The sequence below is a fragment of the Protofrankia sp. CiP1_Cm_nod2 genome, assembly GCF_920664355.1.
In the GTDB taxonomy this organism is placed as follows: Bacteria; Actinomycetota; Actinomycetes; order Frankiales; family Frankiaceae; genus Protofrankia.
In genome coordinates, this window is sequence record NZ_CAKKTL010000166.1 from 1 (window position 1) to 476 (window position 476).

Annotated in this window: 1 pseudogene; it reads left to right on the forward strand. The window is 72.7% G+C overall.

The annotated features are described in order from the left end of the window. A pseudogene (locus NBW84_RS17175) lies at positions 1 to 476 on the forward strand (hypothetical protein); the annotation flags it as partial.

Below are 476 nucleotides of genomic sequence, written 5' to 3' on the forward strand. Positions count from 1 at the left end.
GCGGACCGGCCGGCGTGGCCGCCCCCGCCTCAAGGGCGACCGGCTCGGCCCGCTGGCCCAACTCGCCGCCACCGCGACGTTCACCCCGCTCCCCGTGACCCGCTACGGCCACACCACCACCGTGCACGCCGCAGCGATCCGCTGCCTGTGGTACGGCGTGTTCGGCCCCCGCCCCGTCACCGTCGTCCTCGTACGCGAACACACCGGCCGCGCCGGCACCTACGACCTGGCGCTGGTCACCACCGACACCCTGACCAAACCCGCCCACATCGTCGAGCGGTACGCCGCCCGCTGGTCGGTCGAAGTCATGATCGAAGACGCCAAGCAGATCTTCGGGGTCGGTCAGGCCCACAACCGCACCGCCCACGCCGTCGAACGCACCATCCCGTTCGGCCTCGCCTGCCAGACAGTGACCCTCTGCTGGTACGCCACCACCGGCCACCACCCCCACGACGCCACCGACCACCGCGACCGCG